This is a genomic window from Flavobacterium enshiense (assembly GCF_022836875.1).
Classification (GTDB): Bacteria; Bacteroidota; Bacteroidia; order Flavobacteriales; family Flavobacteriaceae; genus Flavobacterium; species Flavobacterium enshiense_A.
The window spans coordinates 961,136-981,051 of the sequence record NZ_CP090376.1 but is presented as its reverse complement, the minus strand read 5'-3'; the positions used below and the strand labels follow the sequence as shown (position 1 = coordinate 981,051).

20 protein-coding genes are annotated in these 19,916 nt (G+C 40.4%); 14 read left to right on the top strand and 6 right to left on the bottom strand.

Translation table 11 applies throughout. The features are described 5' to 3' along the window. Genes nuoE through LZF87_RS04345 form a run of 10 tightly spaced genes read left to right on the top strand, consistent with a single transcriptional unit; the run spans position 1 to position 10,122 of the window. A complete protein-coding gene (nuoE, locus tag LZF87_RS04390) occupies positions 1-531 on the top strand; it encodes a complex I 24 kDa subunit family protein (RefSeq protein ID WP_244342027.1) in 531 nt (176 codons plus the stop codon). 4 nt (positions 532-535) lie between these two features. Beyond that, a complete protein-coding gene (gene nuoF, locus LZF87_RS04385; RefSeq protein WP_244342026.1) occupies positions 536-1,888 on the top strand; it encodes an NADH-quinone oxidoreductase subunit NuoF in 1,353 nt (450 codons plus the stop codon). Positions 1,889-1,940: 52 nt separating this feature from the next. Continuing rightward, complete coding sequence (locus tag LZF87_RS04380) at positions 1,941-2,972, top strand: 2Fe-2S iron-sulfur cluster-binding protein (RefSeq protein WP_244342025.1); 1,032 nt, start codon at positions 1,941-1,943, stop codon at positions 2,970-2,972. Between the two features lie 3 nt (positions 2,973-2,975). Next, positions 2,976-4,016 (top strand): NADH-quinone oxidoreductase subunit NuoH, encoded by a 1,041-nt coding sequence (nuoH, locus tag LZF87_RS04375; protein ID WP_244342024.1) that lies wholly within the window; start codon positions 2,976-2,978, stop codon positions 4,014-4,016. Between the two features lie 3 nt (positions 4,017-4,019). After that, entirely contained in the window at positions 4,020-4,562 is a 543-nt protein-coding gene (nuoI, locus tag LZF87_RS04370; protein ID WP_023572889.1) for an NADH-quinone oxidoreductase subunit NuoI, read from the top strand. A gap of 2 nt (positions 4,563-4,564) precedes the next feature. Then, a complete protein-coding gene (locus LZF87_RS04365; protein WP_244342023.1) occupies positions 4,565-5,074 on the top strand; it encodes an NADH-quinone oxidoreductase subunit J family protein in 510 nt (169 codons plus the stop codon). 6 nt (positions 5,075-5,080) lie between these two features. Then, positions 5,081-5,401, top strand: a complete 321-nt coding sequence (nuoK, locus tag LZF87_RS04360; protein WP_023569448.1) for an NADH-quinone oxidoreductase subunit NuoK — start codon at positions 5,081-5,083, stop codon at positions 5,399-5,401. Positions 5,402-5,407: 6 nt separating this feature from the next. Continuing rightward, on the top strand, positions 5,408-7,294 hold the full coding sequence (gene nuoL / locus LZF87_RS04355; RefSeq protein WP_244342022.1) for an NADH-quinone oxidoreductase subunit L: 1,887 nt from the start codon (positions 5,408-5,410) through the stop codon (positions 7,292-7,294). Positions 7,295-7,306: 12 nt separating this feature from the next. After that, a complete protein-coding gene (locus tag LZF87_RS04350) occupies positions 7,307-8,740 on the top strand; it encodes a complex I subunit 4 family protein (RefSeq protein ID WP_244342021.1) in 1,434 nt (477 codons plus the stop codon). 14 nt (positions 8,741-8,754) lie between these two features. Next, the gene (locus LZF87_RS04345) at positions 8,755-10,122 is read left to right on the top strand and encodes an NADH-quinone oxidoreductase subunit N (RefSeq protein ID WP_244342020.1); all 1,368 of its coding nucleotides are present in this window, start codon (positions 8,755-8,757) and stop codon (positions 10,120-10,122) included. 170 nt (positions 10,123-10,292) lie between these two features. Here the strand turns inward: LZF87_RS04345 and LZF87_RS04340 are convergent, their stop codons facing one another. From LZF87_RS04340 to LZF87_RS04315, 6 genes are all read right to left on the bottom strand, one after another. Continuing rightward, positions 10,293-10,646 (bottom strand): hypothetical protein, encoded by a 354-nt coding sequence (locus tag LZF87_RS04340; RefSeq protein WP_244342019.1) that lies wholly within the window; start codon positions 10,644-10,646, stop codon positions 10,293-10,295. Positions 10,647-10,700: 54 nt separating this feature from the next. After that, positions 10,701-12,389, bottom strand: coding sequence for a single-stranded-DNA-specific exonuclease RecJ (recJ, locus tag LZF87_RS04335; RefSeq protein ID WP_244342018.1), 1,689 nt, complete (start codon positions 12,387-12,389; stop codon positions 10,701-10,703). Positions 12,390-12,453: 64 nt separating this feature from the next. Then, on the bottom strand, positions 12,454-12,792 hold the full coding sequence (locus LZF87_RS04330; RefSeq protein WP_244342017.1) for a HopJ type III effector protein: 339 nt from the start codon (positions 12,790-12,792) through the stop codon (positions 12,454-12,456). Between the two features lie 3 nt (positions 12,793-12,795). Next, positions 12,796-13,221, bottom strand: coding sequence for an OsmC family protein (locus tag LZF87_RS04325; RefSeq protein WP_244342016.1), 426 nt, complete (start codon positions 13,219-13,221; stop codon positions 12,796-12,798). Between the two features lie 25 nt (positions 13,222-13,246). Further along, positions 13,247-13,924, bottom strand: coding sequence for a 16S rRNA (cytidine(1402)-2'-O)-methyltransferase (rsmI, locus tag LZF87_RS04320; RefSeq protein WP_244342015.1), 678 nt, complete (start codon positions 13,922-13,924; stop codon positions 13,247-13,249). After that, positions 13,925-14,932 carry a hypothetical protein gene (locus LZF87_RS04315; protein ID WP_244342014.1) on the bottom strand — a complete coding sequence of 336 codons (1,008 nt, stop codon included), beginning with the start codon at positions 14,930-14,932 and terminating at the stop codon, positions 13,925-13,927. Between the two features lie 193 nt (positions 14,933-15,125). Between LZF87_RS04315 and LZF87_RS04310 the strand changes: the two genes are divergently transcribed. The 4 genes from LZF87_RS04310 to LZF87_RS04295 all read left to right on the top strand — a co-directional run bounded on the left by LZF87_RS04310 (position 15,126) and on the right by LZF87_RS04295 (position 19,846). Further along, positions 15,126-15,752 (top strand): thymidine kinase, encoded by a 627-nt coding sequence (locus LZF87_RS04310; RefSeq protein ID WP_244342013.1) that lies wholly within the window; start codon positions 15,126-15,128, stop codon positions 15,750-15,752. 3 nt (positions 15,753-15,755) lie between these two features. Then, the gene (locus LZF87_RS04305) at positions 15,756-18,191 is read left to right on the top strand and encodes a bifunctional UDP-N-acetylmuramoyl-tripeptide:D-alanyl-D-alanine ligase/alanine racemase (protein ID WP_244342012.1); all 2,436 of its coding nucleotides are present in this window, start codon (positions 15,756-15,758) and stop codon (positions 18,189-18,191) included. A gap of 84 nt (positions 18,192-18,275) precedes the next feature. Continuing rightward, on the top strand, positions 18,276-18,701 hold the full coding sequence (gene mscL / locus LZF87_RS04300; protein WP_244342011.1) for a large conductance mechanosensitive channel protein MscL: 426 nt from the start codon (positions 18,276-18,278) through the stop codon (positions 18,699-18,701). Positions 18,702-18,856: 155 nt separating this feature from the next. After that, the gene (locus LZF87_RS04295; protein ID WP_023572873.1) at positions 18,857-19,846 is read left to right on the top strand and encodes an aspartate-semialdehyde dehydrogenase; all 990 of its coding nucleotides are present in this window, start codon (positions 18,857-18,859) and stop codon (positions 19,844-19,846) included. The last annotated feature ends 70 nt before the right edge of the window (positions 19,847-19,916 follow it).

The window sequence follows — 19,916 nt, the reverse complement described above, 5'->3', positions numbered from 1 at the left end:
ATGGAAAAATACACCTACAAACAGGAAATAAACATTACTCCGGAATTGATGGAACGCATCAATGAGTTGGCCAGCCACTATCCGGAAGATAAAAGAAAATCGGCTTTATTGCCGGTGCTTCATGAAGTACAGGATGCTCATGACAACTGGTTAAGCCAGGATTTGCAAATAAGAGTTGCCGAGATTTTAAACATACAGCCTATTGAAGTTTTTGAAGTGGTTACTTTCTATACCATGTTCAACCAAAAGCCAATCGGAAAATACATGTTCGAATTCTGCCGAACTTCCTGCTGTATGATTCGCGGTGCCGAAGACATGATGGATTATACCTGTCAGAAACTTGGCATCAAAGAAGGTGAAACGACCGTTGACGGAATGTTTACCGTAGTAGGTGTGGAATGTTTAGGTGCTTGTGGCTATGCTCCGATGATGCAATTGGGTGACTTCTACAAAGAACACCTTACGAAAGACAAAATCGATGAAATCATTACCGACTGCAGAGCCGGTAAAATAACTTTACACGATAAATAATACCATGGGAACAAAGATATTATTAGACAAGATAAATATTCCGGGTATCAAAACCTATGAAGTATATCGCGCTAACGGTGGCTATGCTTCTGTGGAAAAAGCATTGAAAACATTAACTCCGGATGAAGTTACCGAGGAAGTAAAAACATCAGGTCTTCGCGGACGTGGTGGTGCCGGTTTCCCGATGGGACTGAAATGGAGTTTTATTGATAAAAAATCAGGTAAACCAAGACATTTGGTTTGCAACGCCGACGAATCCGAGCCGGGAACGTTCAAGGATCGTTATTTAATGGAATACATTCCACACTTATTGATCGAAGGAATGATTACTTCAAGTTATGCCCTGGGTGCTAATTTGTCGTACATCTACATCCGCGGTGAGTATATGTGGGTTTACAAAATCCTTGAAAGAGCCATCAAAGAAGCATACGCTGCAGGTTGGTTAGGAAAAAATATTTTAGGAACCGATTTCTCCCTTGATCTGCACGTACACTGTGGTGCCGGAGCATACATCTGCGGTGAGGAAACGGCCTTAATCGAATCACTGGAAGGAAAAAGAGGAAATCCAAGAATCAAACCGCCTTTCCCGGCTGTTAGTGGTTTATGGACCAATCCTACAGTGGTAAATAATGTTGAATCGATTTCAGCTGTGCCTTGGATTGTAATGAATTCAGGTGAAGAATATGCTAAAATCGGAGTAGGACGTTCTACCGGAACTAAATTGATTTCAGCTTCAGGCCATATCAAAAATCCTGGTGTATACGAAATTGAATTGGGATTGTCAGTGGAAGAATTCATGAACTCCGACGAGTATTTAGGCGGAATGATGAATGACAGACCATTGAAAGCATTAGTACCGGGAGGTTCATCGGTGCCAATTTTACCGGCAAACCTGATTTACAAAACCGCAGCAGGCGAAGACCGCCTTATGACATACGAATCGCTAAGCGACGGTGGTTTTGCAACAGGATCCATGCTAGGTTCAGGAGGATTTATCGTTTACAACGACACGACTTGTATCGTTAGAAACACTTGGAATTTCTCCCGTTTCTATCATCACGAATCTTGCGGCCAATGTACACCATGTCGTGAAGGAACAGGATGGTTGGAAAAAGTGCTACACCGCATCGAGCACGGGCACGGAAGAATGGAAGACATCGATTTACTTTGGGACATTCAGAGCAAAATCGAAGGGAACACAATCTGTCCGTTGGGTGATGCCGCTTCATGGCCGGTAGCTGCTGCTATTCGTCACTTCAGGGAAGAATTCGAATACCATATTCGTTTCCCTGAAAGAATAAAAAACAGGGATCACTTTGTGAACGAACCTTTTGAAAAAGTAAGAAACTTAGTTTAAAGTTATTATAAGTGTTGAAGCCCCAAAATCTTCAACAACAAACAAAATAGTTATGAAAGTTACTATAGACGGTCAAGAAATAGACGTAGAACCAGGAACCACCATCCTGCAGGCTGCAAGAATGATTGGAGGTGACCTAGTGCCGCCAGCGATGTGTTACTACTCTAAACTGAAAGGCAGTGGCGGAAAATGCCGTTGCTGTTTGGTGGAAGTTTCCAAAGGAAGCGAAGCCGACCCAAGACCTATGCCAAAATTAGTGGCATCATGTGTTACAGGATGTATGGACGGTATGGAAGTTAACAGTTCCGCATCGCCAAGAGTGGAAGAAGCAAGAAAATCGGTTACCGAATTTTTATTGATCAACCACCCATTGGATTGCCCGGTTTGTGATCAGGCTGGAGAGTGTGATTTACAAAACCTGAGTTTCCAGCACGGAAAATCGCAAACGCGTTTCATCGAAGAAAAAAGAACTTTTGAACCGGAAGATATCGGTGATAAAATTCAGTTACATATGAACCGTTGTATTTTGTGTCAGCGCTGTGTTCAGTTGGCAGATCAGCTGTGTGACGGACGTGTTCACGGGGTAATGAACCGAGGTGATCACGCTCAGATTTCAACGTACATTACCAATGCGATCGACAACGAATTCTCCGGAAATATGATTGACGTTTGTCCGGTAGGTGCTTTAACCGATAAGACATTCCGATTCAAATCGAGAGTTTGGTTCAACAAACCATACAACGCACACAGAAACTGCGACAAATGCTGCGGAAAAACAACCGTTTGGATGTTTGGTGATGAAATCCAACGTGTAACCGCACGTAAAGATGAATACCACGAAGTGGAAGACTTCATTTGCAACACCTGCCGTTTCGACAAAAAAGACGTGAAAGACTGGGTAATTGAAGGCCCTCGTAAATTCGAGAAATTCTCGGTTATCAACAGAAACAAATACGCTCTGAACGCACCAAAAGTGGAAATCAAAACGGAAGACCAAATCTTACTTGGCCGTAAAGAGGACCAGAAAAAAATCAGTATGGTAAAAGTTCCTTTAAATAATACTAACGATAATTCTAAATCATAAGAAATGGATAGTGTAGTTATCATAGAAAAAGGAATTTTCATTGTAGCGATTTTTGCCATCACAATGATTATGGCGATGTATTCCACATGGGCAGAACGTAAAGTGGCCGCTTGGCTTCAGGATCGTATCGGTCCGAACAGAGCAGGACCTCTTGGTTTATTTCAGCCACTTGCCGATGGTTTAAAATTATTCTCTAAAGAAGAATTCATCCCGGAAACCCGAAATAAAATTTTATTCCTTGCCGGCCCTGCCATCTCAATGAGTGTGGCTTTAATGACCAGTGCGGTTATTCCGTGGGGTGACAAATTACATATTGCCGGAAGAGATGTTATCCTTCAGGCAACCGATATCGACGTAGCCTTGTTGTATATCTTCGGGGTATTGTCGGTAGGAGTTTACGGAATCATGATTGGAGGCTGGGCTTCCAACAACAAATTCTCGTTAATGAGTGCCATGCGCGCCGGTTCCCAAATGATTTCATATGAAGTTGCCATGGGATTAGCGGTTATTGCATTGATTATGATGTCCGGAACGTTGAGCTTACGCGAAATTGCGGCGCAACAATCCGGAATGAACTGGAATGTATTCTACCAGCCGGTGGGATTCATTATCTTCTTAGTATGTTCGTTTGCAGAAACCAACAGAACCCCTTTCGATTTAGCGGAATGTGAGGCGGAACTTATCGGAGGATACCACACCGAGTATTCTTCCATGAAAATGGGATTCTATTTGTTCGCTGAGTATGCTTCCATGTTTATCTCCTCTGCCATTTTAGCTATCCTTTATTTCGGAGCTTACAATTATCCGGGAATGCAATGGGTGATTGAAAATTGGGGTGTTAACATTGGAAACACTATCGGAATAGCGGTTTTATTTGCCAAAATCTGCTTCTTCATCTTCTTCTATATGTGGGTTAGATGGACGATCCCAAGATTCCGTTATGACCAATTGATGAATTTAGGATGGAAAATGCTGATTCCAATTGCCATTGCCAATATAGTTATCACCGGAATAGTAATTTTACTAGCCGATAAATTTTTATAAGAAATGTCACTAGATACAATTTCATTATCAGGAAAAAAAATGGAGGTTTCCAACAAAAAGATGTCTTTTTGGGAAAGCCTTTATTTGGTAGCGATAGTTAAAGGGTTATTTATTACGATTCGTCACTTGTTTACACGAAAAGTAACTATTAAATATCCGGAACAAAAACGCGAATTGAGTCCGGTTTATCGTGGACAGCACATGCTGAAACGCGATGACCAGGGAAGAGAAAACTGTACAGCATGCGGACTTTGCGCTGTTGCCTGTCCGGCGGAAGCTATCACCATGAAAGCAGCCGAAAGAAAACCGGGAGAAGAACATTTGTACCGCGAAGAAAAATATGCAGAAATCTACGAGATCAACATGTTGCGTTGTATTTTCTGCGGGTTATGTGAAGAAGCTTGTCCGAAAGACGCTATTTACTTAACCGAAACCAAAGTAATGGTAGCTTCAGCGAGCAAACGTGAGGACTTCATTTACGGTAAAGACAGATTGGTAATGCCTTTGGAAATGGCATTGCGTAACAGTAAAAACAAGGCAAGTTAATCATGGGACAGATTCTATTTTACATCTTAGCAACCATCACCTTGGGAACTGCTTTTTTTACAATCCTGAGCAGAAACCCTATTCATAGCGCCATTTCATTGGTAGTTTGTTTCTTTTCGATTGCAGGACACTATTTGCTGTTAAACGCTCAGTTTTTGGCAATCGTTCATATTATCGTCTATTCAGGTGCGATCATGATCTTGATGTTGTTCACCATCATGTTGATGAACCTCAATAAGGAAGATGAGTCCCATAAATCCACCGCTTCTAAAATCGCCGCCACCATAGCCTTCTGCTTGGTAGGTATCGTTTTATTAGCCGGATTACTAAGAACAAAACCGGTAGTGGAAAGTTATTTCCAATCAGGCGAAGACTTCCAATCTATCAAAGTATTGGGTCAGGTATTGTTAAACGAGTACATGGTGCCGTTTGAATTTGCTTCCGTGTTATTATTGGTAGCGATGATTGGAGCAGTATTAATTTCGAAAAAAGACAAACAAACAGAAGCATAATATTATATGGAAACAATTTTAAAGGAAATTGGAGTAGAGACCTACTTATATTTATCGGCTTTATTGTTCAGTATCGGAGTATTCGGAATTTTATTGCGAAGAAACGCCATCATCATGTTCATGTCGATCGAAATCATGCTGAACGCAGTTAACCTGATGCTGGTAGCCTTTTCTACCTTCCACCAGGATGCTTCGGGCCAGGTTTTCGTATTTTTCTCAATGGCGGTAGCCGCTGCGGAAGTTGCCGTAGGTTTAGCGATTTTGGTTTCCATCTTCAGAAATCACGGATCGATTGATATTGACAATTTAAAAAACTTAAAAGGATAACCCCTAATGGAGACAGGATTAGTTTTACTCTTATTATTGGCCCCGTTCGTTGGGTTTCTAACTAATATATTTTTAGGAAAACAGCTTGGCAAAAACGCTTCAGGATACTTAGGAAGTTTAGCAGTGATTGTTTCTTTCGTAGTGACAACCGTTTTCTTCTTACAGGTAAGCGCAAGCAAACAACCGATTACCGTTCATTTATTCGAATGGTTTACATTAGATACTTTCAATGTTAACTTCGATATCTTATTAGACCAGCTATCGTTGCTATGGTTGATGTTTGTAACTGGAATCGGTTCGTTGATTCACATCTACTCCATCAGCTACATGCATGATGACGAAAACATCCACAAATTCTTTTCTTACCTGAACCTGTTCATCTTCTTCATGATTACATTGGTTGTCGGAAGTAACTTACTGATCATGTTCATCGGATGGGAAGGCGTTGGATTATGTTCATATCTGTTAATCGGATTCTGGTATAAAAACCAAGATTATAATGATGCTGCTAAGAAAGCGTTCATCATGAACCGTATAGGGGATTTAGGTTTCCTGGTGGGAATCTTCATCATCGGATATATCTTCAACACATTGGATTTCATGACCATAAAACAAGCTGTTCTTGCCGGTGAAGCTAATGCGAATTTAGCGTGGCTTGGCATTGCTACTTTATGTTTGTTCATAGGTGCTTGTGGTAAGTCAGCGCAAATCCCACTGTACACATGGTTACCGGATGCGATGGCAGGTCCTACTCCTGTTTCGGCTTTGATCCACGCAGCGACGATGGTAACAGCGGGTATCTTCATGATCACACGCTTAAACTTCTTATTTGATTTAACACCGGATGTTCAGACCGTTATTGCAACCGTAGGTGTAGCCACTTCTGTATTGGCAGCTTCTATAGGTCTTATGCAAAATGACATCAAAAAAGTACTGGCGTATTCAACAGTTTCGCAATTAGGATTGATGTTCCTGGCCTTAGGACTTGGAGCTTATGAAGTTGCAGTATTCCACGTTGTAACTCACGCCTTCTTTAAAGCGTGTTTATTCCTAGGTTCCGGTTCTGTTATCCACGCATTACACGGCGAACAGGACATGAGAAGAATAGGAGGTTTGAAATCGGTAATGACAATTACATATATGACCTTCCTAATAGCAACTTTAGCTATTTCAGGTATCCCTCCGTTTGCCGGTTTCTTCTCTAAAGACGAAATCTTAATGGTCGCATTCCATAAGGATAAAGTGCTTTGGGTACTTGCATCTATTGCTTCTATCATGACTGCGTTCTATATGTTCCGTTTGTTATACCTGACCTTCTTCAAAGAATTCAGAGGAACCGAAGAACAAAAACATCACTTACATGAAAGTCCGACTTTAATCACTTTCCCATTGATTGTATTGGGAATACTTTCTGCTGTAGGTGGTGCTTTAAGTATACCGGGCAACAGTTGGTTAAACAACTTCCTTCAGCCGGTTTTCGCTCACAAAGCACATGCAGAACATCATTTAGATAACACGGCATATATGCTAATGGGTCTTGCTGTAGTAGGTGCTCTGATAGGTATCGGAATCGCTTATTCCAAATACATTAAAAAAGGAGAAATTCCTGCCGAAGACGATCAAATCACCGGTTTTGCCAATGTTGTATACCAAAAATACCATGTAGACGAAAGTTATATGCGAATCTTTGTGAAACCAATCTATGCTATTGCGAAGTTTTCCCGTGATTATATTGAAACAGGTCTTTCCAATTTTGTTTTCGGTTTCGGAAATGTTGCGGAAGGATTGTCCTTACAAGGTAAAAAACTGCAAAACGGAAATATCGGTTTCTATCTGTTTGCCTTCGTATTCGGACTGTGTTCGATAGTGTTTTATTTATTCTTCTTACGATAATCAATACATATAATGGACGTAACTATAGTACTAATTCTATTATTAATCGGAGCCTTAGCGACCTATTTCTCCGGAAATGCGTTGGCTTCCAAAGTAGCCTTGTTTTTCAGTGTGGCGGCTTTAGGTGCTTCTCTTGTTATTTTAAATCAATTTAATCAGGGTATCGACTGTGGTTTTTCCGCAGTTTGGATGAAAAACCCTAACGTTTTATTTTCCCTTAAAGTCGACGGACTGGCAATAGCTATGATCCTTTTAAACACGGCTTTAATACCGCTTATCATTCTGTCTTCTTTCGGAAACAACTTCAGCAATCCAAAAAATTTCTACGCTTTAGTGATGTTCATGGCATTCGCGATGGCGGGAACTTTCCTGGCATCAGACGGATTCTTATACTACATCTTCTGGGAGTTGTCATTAGTTCCGATCTATTTCATCGCCTTGATTTGGGGTAATGATGAGATTGCGGAACGTAAAAAAGCGGTAATCAAATTCTTCATTTATACTTTTGTAGGTTCATTATTCATGTTGGCTGCCTTCATCTATATGTACCAGAAAGCAGGAAGTTTCCAATTGGATAAATTATATGCTTTGGAATTAACGTCTAAAGAAGAATTTTGGATTTTCCTGGCGTTCTTCTTGGCCTATGCAATCAAAATTCCGCTTATTCCTTTCCACACTTGGCAGGCAAACGTATACCAAAAAGCACCTACTGTAGGAACCATGCTTTTATCAGGTATCATGCTGAAAATGGGATTGTATTCAGTAATCCGTTGGCAATTGCCTATTGCTCCTAATGCGGCAAAAGAATTACAATACACTATAATTGGTTTAAGTATCGCAGGAGTAATTTACGGTTCTATCGTAGCTCTAAAACAAAAAGATTTAAAAAGATTATTGGCGTACTCCTCATTGGCTCACGTTGGCCTTATCGCTGCAGGTTGTTATACGCTAACAGTTGATGGTTTACGTGGTGCTATTCTGCAAATGATCGCACACGGTTTCGTAATTGTTGGTTTGTTCTTTGCAGCCGAAATCATCTACAGACGTTACGAGACAAGAATAATCAGTGATATGGGCGGTATCCGTCAGCAAACACCAAAATTCTCATCGATGTTCATGATCTTGGTATTGGCTTCCGTAGCCTTACCGGGAACCTTTAACTTCATAGGTGAGTTTACCGTATTGTACAGTTTGTTTACCAAAAATATTTGGTTAGCTGCTTTGGGAGGAACCACAATCATATTAGGAGCTTTCTATATGCTGAGAATGTTCCAACACGCAATGTTAGGTGAAACCAATGCAAAAACTTTCGCGGATGTTACGCTGTCTGAAGGTATCGTAATGGTTGTAATCATCGGTTTCTTATTGTTCTTCGGATTGTTCCCGAAACCAATCATCGAACTGATTGCACCGAGTATCAAGGAGATTTTAGTACACATTAAATAAATTTAGTCAAAAGAATGAATACTTTAATAGCAATTGCAGTTTTAGGCGTTATTGTCCTTCTAGCTGAAATTTTTAACTTAAGAAAAGCCATTGTTCCTGTAACCATTGTAGGTTTACTGGCCATTTTAGGTATGACTGTGACTGAATTTGGAACAACCGGAAGCTACTACAACAACATGATTGCAGTAGACAACTTTTCGGTGACTTTTTCAAGTTTATTTATTGTGTTGACCATATTCCTGGTAATGTTGAGCCAGAATTTTTATGAGAATCAAGCCTCTAAAATTTCTGATTTTGTTTCCATCAAACTGTTTTTGTTAACCGGGGCAATTTCCATGGTTACTTTCGGAAACTTAGCGATGTTCTTCCTTGGAATCGAAGTCCTTTCCATCTCATTGTATATTTTGGCGGGAAGTGACCGTTTGAACATGAAAAGTAATGAATCCGGTATGAAGTACTTCCTTATGGGATCTTTCGCTTCGGGAATTATTCTTTTCGGAATTGCATTGGTTTATGGTGCTGTAGGTTCATTTGATATGGAAATGATTAATCAGGCATCAAATTCAGCAACAACGGTAGATTGGTTTTACATTGGTGTTTCCATGATTACTGTGGGAATGTTGTTTAAAATTGCGACAGTTCCGTTCCATTTCTGGGCTCCGGATGTTTACGAAGGCGCACCGACATTAACAACGGCTACTATGAGTACATTGGCAAAAGTTACTGCTATGGCAGCATTCTTCAAACTGAATATGGCCATGAACGGTAATATGAAATTTGCGTACGAACTAGTAATCGTAATTGTTTCTATCGCCTCGATGACCGTTGGTAACATTATGGCATTACGTCAGAACAATGTCAAAAGAATGTTGGCCTTCTCGGGTATTTCCCATGCAGGTTTCATGGTAATGGCCTTGTTGAATTTACAAAACGCAGCCGGAAGTTTGTTCTACTACACCGTAGCGTATGGCTTGGCTGGTGTTGCGGCTTTCACGGTAATTATATATGCTTGTAAAGGAAAAGACAACGAAGACATTGAAAACTTCAACGGATTAGGAAAAAGAAGTCCCCTATTGGCGATGATACTTACCACGTCCTTATTATCCATGGCAGGTATCCCAATTTTCTCCGGATTCTTCGCAAAATTCTTCATCCTGAATCAAACCTTACAGGCAGGCTGGTTAGTCCTAGTGATTGCCGGAGTTATCAACTCGATGTTGGCAGTGTACTACTATTTCAGAGTAATCAGCGCTATGTACACCAAAGAAGCCAGCGAAGAAACAACAAAAGTACCTTTAGAATTCTATTTCGTAGCAGTAGCAGCTATGGGATTGAATATCGCTATTGGTTTATTCCCTTCATCATTGATGGATTTGTTCTAATATAAAATTTTCAGAATATAGAAGGCTGCTCAAAATGGGCAGCCTTTTTTTATTTTCTCATCGCTATTAATCTCGTAGCAATCTATTTTTAAATCAAAAACTTAAGACAAACCATTATTGCCAAACCTTTTAATGACGCAAATAAGTCTGATATCTTCCAGAAAACTATATTAATTTTTACATAAATTATTCAGATAATTATCCAACTCAACCTGAAACAAAGTACCTGAAACCAAATCCTTAAGCTGTATCGCTTCGCTTTCGGAAACCGCTAATTCCAAACCGGGAAAAGGGGTCTCCAACAGAAATTTGTGACAATGCTCCCGAAGTTTACAGTCGGAACATTTGATATTTATACAGGTTGTTTCAATATTGGCTGAAAACCTCATCAATTCGGAAAACGAGAGATAAAAACCGGTTTCTTTAAAAACCAATTGCACTTTCTCTCTCAAAACCTTATCGTTTCTAATCCAATAAAAAGCCACACCAAAATCATTGTGATATAATTGTTCTATCTGTTCCATCGTACTCGATTTTGAACAAATATATAAATTATTTAAAATGATTCTAAATAAATATTATTGAATATCGCGAAGTCGTAATTGTAAGGAAACAGTACCGTTCCATTCATTTTCTTCTACCGAAAATACGGCATCAAACAAGTTTTTATTGTCGCTTATTTCTTTTTTAGCAGCCAAACCGAAGCCGATAGCGCCAAAACTATCCGTATTATTTTGTTTGACATACAATTTCAGATGTTCTTCGCCTGAGCCTATTTTCTTTCCATAACCGGTGTCTTGCAAACCTTTCGCTAAAAAGACCGGCGTCATGTTTTGTGGTCCGAAAGGCTCAAATTGCTTTAGGATACGCATGAATTTGGGATTGATATCCGACAACCCTATCTCGGCATCGATTGAAATTTCGGGTGTTAACAAATCGGGATGAATAGTGTCTGAAACCACCCTTTCAAAAGCATCTTTGAATTTTTCGTAATTCTCTTCCTTAAGCGTCATTCCGGCTGCATACATATGTCCGCCGAATTGCTCCAGGTGCTCTGAGCACGCTTCAAGCGCATTGTACACATCAAAATCCTTCACTGAACGAGCCGAAGCCGCCAGTTTATCTCCGCTTTTGGTGAAAACAAGAGTCGGTCGGTAATAGGTTTCCGTTAAACGCGAAGCCACAATCCCGATAACGCCTTTGTGCCAGTCTTCCTGATACACAACAGTGGTGAAACGATTTTGTTCCTCATTATCGATAATTTGCTGAAGCGCTTCTACCGTGATCTGTTTGTCTAAATCTTTGCGGTCGGTGTTTAACGATTCTATTTGGGATGCAAATTCTTCGGCTTGTTCCAAATCGAATTCCGTTAGTAATTCCACAGCATAATTTCCGTGTTTGATGCGTCCTGCGGCATTGATACGCGGGGCAATGACAAAAACCACATCGGTTATCGTAAGCACGCTTCGTTTTAAATTCTGAATCAGCGCTTTGATTCCCGGACGCGGATTCGAATTAATCACATCCAACCCGAATTTCGCCAAAACACGGTTTTCTCCTGTAATAGGAACAATATCCGCAGCAATGGCAGTAGCCACCAAATCAAGATAAGGAACCAAATCCTCAACCGTTTGGTTTCTGTTTTGAGCCAATGCCTGAATCAGCTTGAACCCTACTCCACAGCCACACAATTCATCATACGGATATGAACAATCGATTCGCTTCGGATCCAAAACAGCAACAGCATCGGGTAAAACATCTCCCGGACGGTGGTGATCACAGATTACGAAATCTATATTTTTCGCTTTTGCATAAGCTATATGATCGATGGATTTAATACCGCAGTCTAATGCGATAATAATAGAAAATCCGTTGTCTTCGGCAAAATCGATGCCTTGGTAAGACACACCGTAACCTTCTTTGTAACGATCCGGAATATAGGTCGCCACATTCGGATAAAAACTGCGCAGATAAGAGGACATAAGGGAAACCGCTGTGGTTCCGTCTACATCATAATCCCCGAAAACCAGTATATTTTCTTCATTGGCAATGGCACGCTCGATGCGTTCCACCGCCTTGTCCATATCCTTCATGAGGTATGGATCATGTAAATCCGCTAAAGTGGGGCGGAAAAAAGATTTCGCTTGTTCAAAAGTTTCGATTCCCCGTTGAACAAGCAAGGTAGCAATAATTTCATCTACCTGAAGTGCATTTTGTAAGGCTTGTACTTTTTCCTGATTGGGCTTAGATCTTAATTTCCAACGCATAATGGATTACGATTTTCAATTGACAATGAGTTATTTCGGCGTATATAATTTAAAAAAAATCCTATTACTTCGCAGTCAGGGCCGTTTTTTCGAAAACGATTCCACCCCATCCGAATTTCATAAAATTTCTGATATTCTGATGATCTGTTTCTTCTGGAGTTTCTAAAACTTTTTGATAATGCTCTCCGAATAGATACAACGTTTCGTTTTCTTTCAGTTCATGCATTTTTGCAAAGGAATACACTTTGCATGAGCCGTTATTAACTCCTTCTTCATTAAACATTTCTCCATTTTTAAAACCCGAAGGACTAAAGTCATAATGTCCGTCAATGATTTCGATAACCTCTGAAAAAGGCAAAACGGCATGATTCGAAACCTTTTCCAATAATTCAGCTACATTCATAATTTAACTATTGTGATATTCTATATTTATGTCAACTTTAGCAAACTGGCGGAACATCACCATCACACCGCAATATTTTTCTACGGATAGATTTACAGCTCTTTCCAGTTTCTTTTCATCAAGATTTTTTCCGTAAAAATGATAATTCACGCGAACGGTATGGTAGGTTTTCGGATGTTCTTCCGTTAGATCGCCTTCTGTATCAATTCGGAAATCTTCCACTTCCAGTTTCATCTTTTCTATAAGTGAAGCTACATCCAATCCGGTACAGCCCGCCAAAGCCGATAACATCATAGCTTTTGGTCGAAGTCCACATCCATCACCTCCACTGTCCGGTCCGGCATCAATGGCAATAATATCGCCGCTTGGGTTGTCTGATTCAAATTTCATTTTTCCTTTCCAGGAAGTTATCACTTTATGCGTATCCATTGTATTTATAAAAGTTGAAATAAAATTACTTGTTTGTTTTACCGCCTACAACCACCACGATTTCACCTTTAGGCGGTTTGGCTTCAAAGTGCTTCAGAACTTCTTCCGCAGTCCCGCGCACGGTTTCTTCATGTAATTTCGACAATTCCCTTGATACGGAAACCGGTCTGTCACCACCAAAATACTGAACAAACTCGGCCAACGTCTTCACCAGTTTATGAGGAGATACATAGAGAATCATCGTGCGGGTTTCTTCGGCTAAAGCCAAATAACGAGTTTGACGGCCTTTTTTATCGGGAAGAAAACCTTCGAAAACGAATTTATCGTTCGGCAAACCGCTGTTCACCAAAGCCGGCACAAAAGCCGTGGCTCCGGGAAGGCATTCCACCTCAACACCGTTTTCAACGCAGGCTCTTGTCAGCAAAAATCCGGGATCGGAAATGGCCGGTGTCCCCGCATCGGAAATTAAGGCGATGTTTTCTCCTGTTTGCAAACGCTTCACGATGTTTTCCACCGTTTTGTGCTCGTTATGCATGTGATGGCTCTGCATATGCGTGGCAATCTCGAAATGTTTGAGCAGTTTTCCGCTGTTGCGCGTGTCTTCGGCCAAAATTAAATCGACTTCCTTCAAAACCTTAATAGCTCTGAAAGTCATATCATCCAGATTCCCAATGGGCGTTGGTACTAAATACAATTTTCCCATTTAGGCAAATTTTTTCTCTACCAGTTCCATGAAACGCTCACTGTATTCGTCTTTCCCTTTCCAGTCGTTATAATCCGGTTTTACCAAATCATCTATAAAACTTTTTGCTTCTTCCAGCGTATTAAAGGTATTCAACTGAGATAATACACGATTTAAATCTTCGCCGCTTCCGCCAAAAAGATTTTTTTCAAAAGCGATACGGTCGTTTAAAGTAAGCGTAATCGTTTTGTTGAATTTATCGTTAAGCGATAAAGCGCGGTATTCGGCTTTTTCGGCTTCGATTTCTTTTTTAATGCTCTCTAATGGTCTGTGGCTTAATGGTTCTTCAACCACAACTTTATCCTTAACAGGTGCTTCTTTTACCTCAACCACTTTCTCAAAAATAGTTTCGGTTGCTTTTTCCATTTCTTTCGGAACATCGTTTACTTTAACGAAATCAGGCTCCGCATAGGTATTTCCCAACAGGTCCTCTAACGAAATTTGCTTGGGTTCTGCTTTTTTCTCCTCTTTTACTTCTTCCGAAACTGGTTCAAAAAAAAGCGTCTCAGGTTCTTCTGCAACTATGGTTTCCTCTTCAATTTCATCTTCTTCTTCAATCGCTATTTCCCCTACTACTATTTTTTCCTCTTCTTTCTCTGTTTCAGCCGGAGTTTCAATTTCTTCTGCTTTTTGCTCTACAATTGGAGCTTCTGCATTTTCTTCTTCGGCTGCAACTTCAACCGGAGCTTCAGCAACAATACTGCTGCTTACCGTTTCGGCAACTGCAGCTTTTACTTCCGGCGCAACTTCGGCCTTTTTCTCATTAGCCTTTTCCATTTTTTCTTCCAACGCTTCCTGAGACAGTCCCGGTTTCAATGCTTCAATGTTTTCTTCATAAAAACGAAGAATGGACAAATTCTCATATAATTTCTGGGCTTCCTGATGCAGCTGAACCACATCGTCCCTGTTTTTCATCTTTAAAATTCGGTGTGCGATACTGATTAATTCAGCTTCTAATTTTTTCTTCATAACGTTTTGAATTTATATGGGGCAAAGCAATGGTTTCACTATTTTTCCTGACGCTTTTATTTTACCAAGGAAAGAAAGAACCTTTGATAATTTTTTCTACATTTGAAACAATATAAAAATAGAAAAATTCCGTTAGTTTGTTTGAGTTACAAATCTAAACAGAAATTTCTCTGTTACGTCTGAAAATTACAAAATGTTTCTCGAAAATACAGTAAATCACAAAGAACAATTCGGATGGATCGAAGTCATCTGCGGTTCAATGTTTTCCGGCAAAACCGAAGAACTAATCCGTCGTTTGAAAAGAGCACAATTTGCCAAGCAGAGGGTTGAAATTTTCAAGCCAACGATAGACACCCGTTATCACGATGAAATGGTGGTTTCTCATGATGCCACGGAAATCCGCTCTACACCTGTTCCGGCCGCTACCAACATCCGCCTTCTTGCCGATGGTTGCGATGTGATTGGTATTGATGAAGCCCAGTTTTTTGATGATGAGATCGTTACGGTCTGTAATGATTTGGCCAATTCCGGAGTTCGGGTTATCGTAGCAGGTTTAGACATGGATTTCAAAGGCAACCCGTTTGGCCCTATGCCTGCCCTTATGGCCACTGCCGAATACGTGACCAAAGTACACGCTGTATGTACCCGTACTGGAAACCTGGCTCACTTCAGTTTCAGAAAAGCACACAACAACAACCTGTTATTGTTAGGCGAAACCGATGAATACGAACCCCTGAGCCGAGCTGCTTATTTCAACGCGATGAAAGAAGCGCAGGAAAATGAAACAGTCTATACCGATACAACAAAAACGCAAGAATAAATTTTGAGTTTATCACTTCACAATATCATCCCGGTCATTCACGCCAAATGGTTAGGGGTTGACGAAACCTGCCTGATTGACAATGTTTCCATAGACAGCCGTTCGCTGCAAAACAACAACGCTACCCTATTTTTTGCATTGGTGGGACAAAATCATGATGGCCACCAATACATCCCGGAGCTTATCGAGGCCGGTGTTCAATATTTTGTTGTGGACCATGTTCCTGAAAAGTTGACCTCCAGAGCCAATTTCCTTGTGGTGGAAAACACACTGGTGGCACTACAGCAATTTGCAACATATTACCGAAAACAATTCCAATTCCCCATTATAGGGATAACAGGAAGCAACGGAAAGACCATCGTAAAAGAATGGCTGAATTTCCTGTTGAGTCCCGAATACAACGTTATCCGAAGCCCGAAAAGTTATAACTCACAGGTGGGTGTACCGCTTTCCGTTATCGGGATTAACGAGCGTCACAACCTTGGTATTTTCGAAGCTGGGATTTCAATGATTGGCGAGATGGAAAAACTGGAGAAGATAATTCAGCCCACCCTTGGGGTTCTAACCAATATAGGCTCGGCACACAACGAAGGTTTTGCTTCGGAAGAGGAAAAAATCACCGAAAAACTAAAATTATTTCAGCATACCGAAGTTGTAATCCTCCAAAAAAACAAAAAAAACGAAGCACTATTACCTCCTTCCGTTAAAACATTTTCCTGGAGTTATACTGACACTTCTGCCGATGTTTTGATTTCAGAAAAAGGAAATTCCAATTTGGAAATCCTTTGGAAAGGAGAGCAATTCCTTGTCGAAATTCCGTTTCACGACAAAGCATCCGAAGAAAACGCGATTACCTGTCTGATGACATTGCTTCACTTCGGCTATGATCAAAAAACGATACAGGAACGCATCGCCCTTCTGTATCCGGTGGAAATGCGTCTGCAGGTAAAAAACGGCATCAACAACTGTACAATTATCGATGACAGTTACAGTTCCGATTACCAGTCACTGAAAATCGCATTGGATTTTCTGGAACAACACAAAACACATAAAAAGAAAACGGTCATACTTTCGGATATTTTCCAAAGCGGATTCCCCGTGGAAGAACTCTATGCAAAAGTTTCCAAATTATTGACTCACAATAAAATTGACACCGTAATAGGAATTGGCGAAGGCATCGGATCGCACTTAAAAGACTATCCGAATTTCATTTCATTTGCCACAACTCAGGATTTCCTGTTGCAGTTCAACAGTTCGCATTTTGCAAACGAAACAATCCTGATTAAGGGAGCCCGCAGTTTTCAGTTTGAAGAAATCGTCGTGGTGCTCGAAGAAAAAACACACGAGACCGTTTTGGAAATCAATCTCAACGCCATCAGTCACAACCTGAATTTCTATAAATCAAAACTGAAACCCACCACTAAAATGATGGTCATGGTCAAGGCGTTTGGCTATGGCAGCGGCAGTTTTGAAATCGCAAAATTACTGGCACATCACAAGGTTGACTATTTAGGTGTGGCTTTCGCCGATGAAGGAATTGCTCTCCGCAACTCGGGAATCACCATGCCAATCATCGTAATGAACCCTGAAAACAGTGCCTTTGCCGCCATGGTTGCTTATAATCTGGAACCGGAAATTTATTCGGTTTCCGTTTTAAAGAAGTTTATCCTTTTGGCCCAACAAAAAAACCTTTCCAATTATCCGATTCATTTAAAACTGGATACCGGAATGCACCGTTTGGGTTTTGAGGAAAAAGATTTGGACGAACTCGTTGGCTTGTTGAAAAACAACAACTTCGTTTTAGTCAAAAGCATTTTTTCGCATTTTTCAGCAAGTGATGATTTACAGTATAAAGATTTCACCTTGTTTCAAATACGCACATTTGATTCAATGTCACAAAAAATAATGTCGGAATTAAGCATAAGCCCAATTCGTCATATTTTGAACACTTCCGGAATTTATAATTTTTCTGAATATCAATTTGACATGGTACGCTTGGGCATTGGATTGTATGGGGTTGGCAACGATTCGGAAGAAATGAAACACTTAGAAAATATCGGCACACTAAAGACCATTATTCTTCAGATAAAAGATGTTGCCGTAGGAGAAAGTGTTGGATACAGCAGGAAATTCATGGCTACGAAACCTACCCGAACCGCTACAATCCCTATTGGTTATGCAGATGGAATTCCGAGAAGCTGGGGTAATGAAAAAGGTTATGTTATAGTCAATCGCCAAAAAGCCAGAATCGTGGGTAACATTTGCATGGACATGTTGATGATTGATGTTACCGACATCGACTGCAGGGAAGGCGACACGGCAATTGTCTTCGGAAAATCGCCCCGAGTAACCGAGTTGGCCGAAGTAGTGGGCACGATTCCGTATGAAATCCTGACCAGTATTTCGCACCGTGTGAAACGCGTTTTTTATAAGGAATAATGTGCTTTTTTGAATCAAACGTTAAAATGTAACTTATTTTTTACTAATTTAGTCTGACACGCATTTTAACTAACATCATATTCTATGGGATTTATTTCGGAATTTAAGGAGTTTGCCATGAGAGGCAATTTGGTTGACATGGCCATCGCATTTGTCATGGGAGGCGCTTTTGGCAAAGTAGTTACGGCTTTCGTTGAAAAAATGTTTGCTCCAATTGTCGGAACCATTATGGGCGGCATCGACCTTAACGATAAAAAAATTATACTAAAAGAAGGCATTGCCGAAGTTAAAGATGCGGCAGGAACGGTAGTAACCACAGCGGTACCTGAGCTAGCCATTCAGTGGGGAGCCTTTATTACTGCCCTGATTGATTTTATCATCGTTGCTTTTGCTATGTTTTTGGTCATCAAAGCCATGAACAAATTGAAAAAACCGGCTCCGGCTCCGGCTCCGACAGGTCCAACCCAAGAGGAATTATTAGGAGAAATCCGTGATTTGCTTAAAAAATAACCCGCTACACAACATATTCTAACATTAACCGCCTAAACAGGCGGTCTTTTTTGTTAACAAAATAATTCTTGTGATATTTTTTTCTTATCACTTTTTAACATCTTTATTATTTAATTTTGCAATTCGTAATAACACACTAAAAATCAATACGTAAAATGAGAGTAGCCGTTGTAGGTGCCACCGGAATGGTTGGCGAAGTAATGCTTCAGGTTTTGGCGGAAAGAAATTTCCCGATTACAGAATTAATTCCCGTAGCTTCAGAAAGATCTGTAGGTAAGGAAATTGAATTCAAAGGCTCTAAATATAAGGTGGTTGGAATGCAAACTGCTGTAGACATGAAGGCAGATATTGCTGTATTTTCTGCTGGCGGTGACACTTCTAAAGAGTGGGCTCCGAAATTTGCTGCAGCCGGTACGACGGTTATCGACAACTCTTCTGCTTGGAGAATGGATCCAACTAAAAAATTAGTTGTTCCTGAAATCAACGCTAACATTTTAACTAAAGACGATAAAATCATTGCCAATCCAAACTGTTCGACTATTCAGATGGTTATGGCTTTGGCTCCGTTACATAAAAAATACGATATCAAACGAATTGTGGTTTCTACTTACCAGTCCATCACAGGAACAGGTGTAAAAGCAGTTCAGCAATTGGAAAATGAATATGCCGGAATCAAAGGAGACATGGCGTATCCTTACCCAATCCACCGTAACGCAATTCCACAGTGTGACGTTTTCGAAGATAACGGATACACTAAAGAGGAAATGAAATTGGTTCGCGAAACGCAAAAAATCCTTGAAGATAACACTATCGCTGTTACAGCAACTGCAATCCGAATCCCGGTTGTGGGTGGACACAGTGAGGCAGTGAACGTTCAGTTTGAAAACGATTTCGACACTAATGAAGTTCGTTCTATCTTACACAACACATCAGGTGTTACCGTTCAGGATAACTTAGACACTAAAACATACCCGATGCCAATCTACGCTCAAGGTAAAGACGATGTTTTTGTTGGAAGAATCCGTCGTGATGAAAGCCAGCCAAACACATTAAACATGTGGATTGTTGCCGACAACTTAAGAAAAGGCGCTGCAACTAATGCGGTTCAGATTGCTGAATATCTTGTAGAAAACGAATTGGTATAATTCCATTCAAAATCATACAGAAATCCGTTTAGCGTAAAAGTTAAACGGATTTTTCTTTTGTGTTTCATAT

What these genes read in the sequence shown, in the direction of transcription:
- nuoE (WP_244342027.1), top strand. Translation starts at nt 1, where the DNA reads ATGGAAAAATACACCTACAAACAGGAAATAAACATTACTCCGGAATTG.
- nuoF (WP_244342026.1), top strand. Translation starts at nt 536, where the DNA reads ATGGGAACAAAGATATTATTAGACAAGATAAATATTCCGGGTATCAAA.
- LZF87_RS04380 (WP_244342025.1), top strand. Translation starts at nt 1,941, where the DNA reads ATGAAAGTTACTATAGACGGTCAAGAAATAGACGTAGAACCAGGAACC.
- nuoH (WP_244342024.1), top strand. Translation starts at nt 2,976, where the DNA reads ATGGATAGTGTAGTTATCATAGAAAAAGGAATTTTCATTGTAGCGATT.
- nuoI (WP_023572889.1), top strand. Translation starts at nt 4,020, where the DNA reads ATGTCACTAGATACAATTTCATTATCAGGAAAAAAAATGGAGGTTTCC.
- LZF87_RS04365 (WP_244342023.1), top strand. Translation starts at nt 4,565, where the DNA reads ATGGGACAGATTCTATTTTACATCTTAGCAACCATCACCTTGGGAACT.
- nuoK (WP_023569448.1), top strand. Translation starts at nt 5,081, where the DNA reads ATGGAAACAATTTTAAAGGAAATTGGAGTAGAGACCTACTTATATTTA.
- nuoL (WP_244342022.1), top strand. Translation starts at nt 5,408, where the DNA reads ATGGAGACAGGATTAGTTTTACTCTTATTATTGGCCCCGTTCGTTGGG.
- LZF87_RS04350 (WP_244342021.1), top strand. Translation starts at nt 7,307, where the DNA reads ATGGACGTAACTATAGTACTAATTCTATTATTAATCGGAGCCTTAGCG.
- LZF87_RS04345 (WP_244342020.1), top strand. Translation starts at nt 8,755, where the DNA reads ATGAATACTTTAATAGCAATTGCAGTTTTAGGCGTTATTGTCCTTCTA.
- LZF87_RS04340 (WP_244342019.1), bottom strand. Translation starts at nt 10,646, where the DNA reads ATGGAACAGATAGAACAATTATATCACAATGATTTTGGTGTGGCTTTT.
- recJ (WP_244342018.1), bottom strand. Translation starts at nt 12,389, where the DNA reads ATGCGTTGGAAATTAAGATCTAAGCCCAATCAGGAAAAAGTACAAGCC.
- LZF87_RS04330 (WP_244342017.1), bottom strand. Translation starts at nt 12,792, where the DNA reads ATGAATGTAGCTGAATTATTGGAAAAGGTTTCGAATCATGCCGTTTTG.
- LZF87_RS04325 (WP_244342016.1), bottom strand. Translation starts at nt 13,221, where the DNA reads ATGGATACGCATAAAGTGATAACTTCCTGGAAAGGAAAAATGAAATTT.
- rsmI (WP_244342015.1), bottom strand. Translation starts at nt 13,924, where the DNA reads ATGGGAAAATTGTATTTAGTACCAACGCCCATTGGGAATCTGGATGAT.
- LZF87_RS04315 (WP_244342014.1), bottom strand. Translation starts at nt 14,932, where the DNA reads ATGAAGAAAAAATTAGAAGCTGAATTAATCAGTATCGCACACCGAATT.
- LZF87_RS04310 (WP_244342013.1), top strand. Translation starts at nt 15,126, where the DNA reads ATGTTTCTCGAAAATACAGTAAATCACAAAGAACAATTCGGATGGATC.
- mscL (WP_244342011.1), top strand. Translation starts at nt 18,276, where the DNA reads ATGGGATTTATTTCGGAATTTAAGGAGTTTGCCATGAGAGGCAATTTG.
- LZF87_RS04295 (WP_023572873.1), top strand. Translation starts at nt 18,857, where the DNA reads ATGAGAGTAGCCGTTGTAGGTGCCACCGGAATGGTTGGCGAAGTAATG.